At 62.6% G+C, this 4,990-nt stretch carries 5 protein-coding genes; all 5 read left to right on the top strand.

Translation table 11 applies throughout. The annotated features are described in order from the left end of the window. The first annotated feature begins 70 nt into the window (after positions 1-70). Positions 71-1,324 carry an ABC transporter substrate-binding protein gene (locus EOA60_RS18505; RefSeq protein ID WP_067002546.1) on the top strand — a complete coding sequence of 418 codons (1,254 nt, stop codon included), beginning with the start codon at positions 71-73 and terminating at the stop codon, positions 1,322-1,324. 186 nt (positions 1,325-1,510) lie between these two features. Further along, positions 1,511-2,470, top strand: coding sequence for a sugar ABC transporter permease (locus EOA60_RS18500; RefSeq protein ID WP_067002547.1), 960 nt, complete (start codon positions 1,511-1,513; stop codon positions 2,468-2,470). Beyond that, positions 2,467-3,411, top strand: coding sequence for a carbohydrate ABC transporter permease (locus tag EOA60_RS18495; protein WP_067325882.1), 945 nt, complete (start codon positions 2,467-2,469; stop codon positions 3,409-3,411). Before EOA60_RS18500 ends, EOA60_RS18495 begins: the two co-directional genes overlap by 4 nt. 23 nt (positions 3,412-3,434) lie before the next feature. Further along, positions 3,435-4,550, top strand: a complete 1,116-nt coding sequence (locus EOA60_RS18490) for an ABC transporter ATP-binding protein (protein WP_067325879.1) — start codon at positions 3,435-3,437, stop codon at positions 4,548-4,550. A gap of 106 nt (positions 4,551-4,656) precedes the next feature. Continuing rightward, on the top strand, positions 4,657-4,990 hold a 334-nt coding region (locus EOA60_RS18485), incomplete at its 3' end, for an FAD-dependent oxidoreductase (RefSeq protein WP_164899391.1).

Below are 4,990 nucleotides of genomic sequence, written 5' to 3'. Positions count from 1 at the left end.
GGCTTGGCTGAGTTGGGAGACCCCGGCGGTCACCCCGCCGGTTATGTGAATGCAACAAGGGAGGTAGTACATGTTGCGCAAACTGCTTATCGGAACGGCTCTTGCGACGAGCTTTGCGTTCTCGGCGCATGCCGCGGACGTCAAGGAAGTGCAGATGCTGCATTGGTGGACGTCGGGCGGCGAAGCGGCTGCTCTGAACGTGCTGAAGCAGGATCTGGCCAAGGAAGGCTATGCCTGGAAGGACGTGCCGGTGGCCGGCGGCGGCGGCGACGCCGCCATGACCGCTCTGAAGGCGATGGTCGCGGCCGGCAACTATCCGACTGCCTCGCAGATGCTGGGCTACACCGTGCTCGACTATGCCGCTGCTGGCGTCATGGGCGACCTCACCGAGACCGCCAAGAAGGAAGGCTGGGACAAGAGCGTTCCGGCCGCCCTGCAGAAGTTCTCCGTCTATGACGGCAAGTGGGTCGCGGCTCCGGTCAACGTCCACTCGGTCAACTGGCTGTGGATCAACAAGGCCGTGATGGACAAGATCGGCGGCACCGAGCCGAAGACCTTCGACGACTTCATCGCCCTGCTCGACAAGGCCAAGGCCGCTGGCGTCATCCCGCTGGCGCTTGGCGGCCAGAACTGGCAGGAAGCGACCATGTTCGACTCCGTCGTGCTGTCGACCGGCGGACCGGAATTCTACAAGAAGGCGATGAACGACCTCGATGAGGAGTCGCTCAAGTCCGACACGATGAAGAAGTCGTTCGACAACCTCGCCAAGCTCGTCACCTATGTCGACCCGAACTTCTCGGGCCGCGACTGGAACCTCGCCACCGCCATGGTCATCAAGGGCGATGCGCTGGTTCAGGTCATGGGCGACTGGGCCAAGGGCGAGTTCCACGCCGCCAACAAGACCCCGGGCACGGACTTCCTCTGCTACCGCTTCCCGGGCACCGACGGCTCGGTGATCTACAACTCCGACATGTTCGGCATGTTCAACGTTCCGGACGACCGCAAGGCCGCGCAGGTCGCTCTGGCCACCGCCACCCTGTCGAAGAGCTTCCAGTCGGCTTTCAACGTCGTGAAGGGCTCGGTCCCCGCCCGCACCGACGTGCCGGACACCGACTTCGATGCTTGCGGCAAGAAGGGCATCGCCGACCTTAAGGCGGCTAACGAAGGCGGCAAGCTGTTCGGCTCGTTGGCCCAGGGCTACGGCGCGCCCCCGGCTGTCGCCAACGCCTACAAGGACGTCATCTCGAAGTTCGTCCATGGCCAGATCAAGACCTCGGACGAAGCCGTGACCGAATTGGTCAAGGCGATCGACGACGCCAAGTAAGGCGTTTTGCTGGAGCAATTCCAGGAAAAGTGCATAGCGGTTTTCCGTTCGGAATTGCATAAACAAAACCACTCGAGTCTCCCCCGCTCCGGCGGGGGAGGTCTCCTGTCGAGACGATATACGGGATTGCTGCCTGGTGTGCGCCGCACGCTGGCTGGTCCCCAATAACCGGTACTGGATGAGCCGATGAGCACAGTCGCCGAAACCCAAATCAAGCTGACGCCGGAACATGACGCCCGTCCTGGCGCCTCCGTCCGCTCGCGATTGCAGGACCTGTTGCCGAAGATCGTCCTGGCGCCGAGCTTCGCGGCGACGATCGTCTTCGTCTATGGCTTCATCCTATGGACGATCTATCTGTCGTTCACCAATTCCAAGACCTTCCCATCCTACGACATCACCGGCGCCCGCGCCTATCAGCGGCTGTGGCGCTGGACCTTCGAGAGCGACCCGCCGTCGAGCTGGTACACCTCGATCACCAACATGGGGATTTTCGGCTTCCTCTACATCCTGATCTGCCTGGCGCTCGGCCTGTTCCTGGCCATCCTGCTCGACCAGAAGATCCGCGGCGAAGGCATGCTGCGGCCGATCTATCTCTATCCGATGGCGCTCTCCTTCATCGTCACCGGCGTCGCCTGGAAGTGGTTCCTCGACCCCGGCCTCGGTCTCGAGCAGACCCTACACCAATGGGGCTGGACGAGCTTCCATTTCGACTGGATCAAGAACAAGGATTTCGTCATCTACACGGTGGTGATCGCCGGCGTCTGGCAGGCTTCCGGCTTCATCATGGCGATGTTTCTGGCCGGGCTTCGCGGCATCGACGGTGAGATCATGAAGGCCGCGCAGATCGATGGGGCCACCACCTTCCAGCTCTACCGTCGCATCGTTATTCCGCTGCTCAGGCCGGTGTTCTTGTCGGCCTTTATCGTGCTCGCGCATCTGGCCATCAAGTCCTATGACCTTGTCGTGGCGCTGACCAGCGGCGGACCGGGCGGTTCGGCCTGGCTGCCCTCCAACTTCATGTATGAGTTCACCTTCAAGCGCAACGAGATGGCGGTCGGCTCGGCGAGCGCGGTGATCATGCTGATGACTTTGACCGCGATCATCGTGCCTTATCTCTATTCCGAGCTCAGGGAGAAGCCGCGATGAGCGCCGTCACCTCACCGGCCAGCCAGGCATCGAGCGGCGTCAGCGCCAGGACGATCAACCGCATCGTCATCTACGGGCTGCTCGCGCTGTTCGCGCTGTTCTACCTGATGCCGCTCTTCGTGATGCTGGTCACCTCGTTCAAGACCATGGACGAGATCCAGAACGGCAACATGCTGGCGCTGCCGCAGTCGCCGACCATCGCGCCATGGTTCAAGGCCTGGGGCGAAACCTGCGTCGGCCTGACTTGTGCCGGCATCAAGGGCTACTTCTGGAACTCCATCAAGATGGTGGTGCCGGCGGTGCTGATCTCGACGCTGCTCGGCGCTCTCAATGGCTATGTGCTGACCAAATGGCGCTTCCGCGGCCACACGCTGGTCTTCGCGATGATGCTGTTTGCCTGCTTCATTCCGTTCCAGTCGGTGCTCTTGCCAATGGCGACCATCCTCGGCAGCATCGGCCGCTTCGGCGCCAGCCTGCAGAACGCGACGGGGTTCAACTTCGGCCTCGGCAACTCGACGGTCAACCTGGCCTTCGTCCATGTGGTCTACGGCCTCGGCTTCACCACGCTGTTCTTCCGCAACTATTACGAGGCCTTCCCGACCGAACTGGTGAAGGCGGCGCAGGTCGACGGCGCCTCCTTCTTCCAGATCTTCCGTCGCATCATGCTGCCCAACTCGATGCCGATCTTCGTCGTCACCGTCATCTACCAGTTCACCAACATCTGGAACGACTTCCTGTTCGCTTCCGCTTACGCCGGCACCGGCGACGTGATGCCGATGACGGTGGCGCTCAACAATGTCGTCAACACCTCGACCGGCGTCGTCGAATACAACGTCAACATGGCCGCGGCGATGATCGCCGCGCTCCCCACCCTGATCGTCTATGTCGTCGCCGGCCGCTATTTCGTGCGCGGGCTGATGGCCGGCGCGGTCAAGGGCTGACCCTATTTTCTGAAGGAACGACCATGGCTTTTCTGGAAATTGATGGGCTGAAGAAGCGCTTCGGGAATGTCGAGATCCTGAAGGGCATCGATGTCGAGCTCGAAAAGGGCGGCTTCCTTGTGCTGGTCGGCCCGTCCGGCTGCGGCAAGTCCACGCTGCTCAACACCATTGCCGGGCTGGAAACCATCACCGAGGGCCAGATCCGTGTCGACGGCCGCGCCATCAACGATCTGCATCCCTCGAAGCGCGACATCGCCATGGTCTTCCAGAGCTACGCGCTCTATCCGAACATGACGGTTGCCGGAAACATCGCCTTCGGCATGGAGATGCGCGGCGTGCCGGCGGCGGAGCGCCAGGCGGCGATCGACAAGGTGGCAAAGATACTGCAGATCGGTCACCTGCTCAACCGCAAGCCCAGCCAGCTTTCCGGCGGCCAGCGCCAGCGCGTCGCCATGGGCCGGGCGCTGGTGCGCGACCCGAAACTCTTCCTGTTTGACGAGCCGCTTTCCAACCTCGACGCCAAGCTGCGCGTCGACATGCGCATCGAGATCAAGCGCCTGCACGCCACGACCGGCACCACGATCGTCTATGTCACCCACGACCAGATCGAGGCGATGACGCTGGCGACCAAGATCGCCGTGATGCGCGACGGCGAGGTACAGCAGTTCGGCACGCCGGCCGAAGTCTACAACAACCCCACCAATATCTTCGTCGCCGATTTCATGGGCTCGCCCGCGATGAACCTGATCCCGGCCAAGATCGGCGCCAATGGCAGCGGGCTTTCCGTTGTTCTCGATCGTGAGGCCCGCCAACCGATCACGCTGTCGCTGCCCGGCGCGCCGACCGGCCTTGCGGCCTTCAAGGACAAGCCGGTCATCTTCGGCGTGCGCCCGGAAGCGCTGACCGATCCAGAAGGCGCCGAGCGCAACGGATCCGAAATCGCCACCGCCGACTGCCACATCGAAGTGGTCGAGCCGGCGGGATCGGACACGTTCGCCGTCACCAATCTCGGCGGCAAGGGCGTGGTGGCGCGGCTGCGCGCCGACGCCAGGATCCAGCCCGGCACCAGCACGCCGCTGGCCTTCAATCTCAGCAAGGCGGTGTTCTTCGATCCGGCGACCGAGAAGCGCATTCTCTGATGCATGTCGCCCAAAAGTGGATCCGGTTTTGGGGCAGCGACATGCGTCAAGACAAAGATCTAAAGCGCGTGGTCCCGGTCAGTTCAAACACGACGCGCTTTAGACCATGACAAATCCGGATATCGTCATCATCGGCTCCGGCATCGGCGGCGCCACGATCGCCTCCGGCTTGGCCGGCAGCGGCGCCTCGATCCTGATCCTGGAACGCGGTGAACCGCTGCCCGCGACGCCGCATGCGCGCTCGACGCGCTCGATCTTCGTCGACGGGCATTACCGGCCGAAGGAGATGTGGCGCGAGGCCGGCGGCGCCGCGTTCAACCCCGGCAATTACTATTATGTCGGCGGCAACTCGAAATTTTTCGGCGCGGTGCTGATCCGCTACCGCAAGGAGGATTTCTCCGAGCTGGAGCATTTCGGCGGTGTCTCGCCGGCCTGGCCGT

The organism is Mesorhizobium sp. M1A.F.Ca.IN.020.06.1.1, assembly GCF_004023265.1.
Classification (GTDB): domain Bacteria; phylum Pseudomonadota; class Alphaproteobacteria; order Rhizobiales; family Rhizobiaceae; genus Mesorhizobium.
The sequence above is the reverse complement of the archived record's forward strand: the minus strand, read 5'-3'. Positions and strand labels throughout refer to the sequence as shown.

Bases quoted from the DNA above. Each gene is read 5' to 3' on its own strand.
- EOA60_RS18505 (WP_067002546.1), top strand. From the start codon at position 71: ATGTTGCGCAAACTGCTTATCGGAACGGCTCTTGCGACGAGCTTTGCG.
- EOA60_RS18495 (WP_067325882.1), top strand. From the start codon at position 2,467: ATGAGCGCCGTCACCTCACCGGCCAGCCAGGCATCGAGCGGCGTCAGC.
- EOA60_RS18500 (WP_067002547.1), top strand. From the start codon at position 1,511: ATGAGCACAGTCGCCGAAACCCAAATCAAGCTGACGCCGGAACATGAC.
- EOA60_RS18490 (WP_067325879.1), top strand. From the start codon at position 3,435: ATGGCTTTTCTGGAAATTGATGGGCTGAAGAAGCGCTTCGGGAATGTC.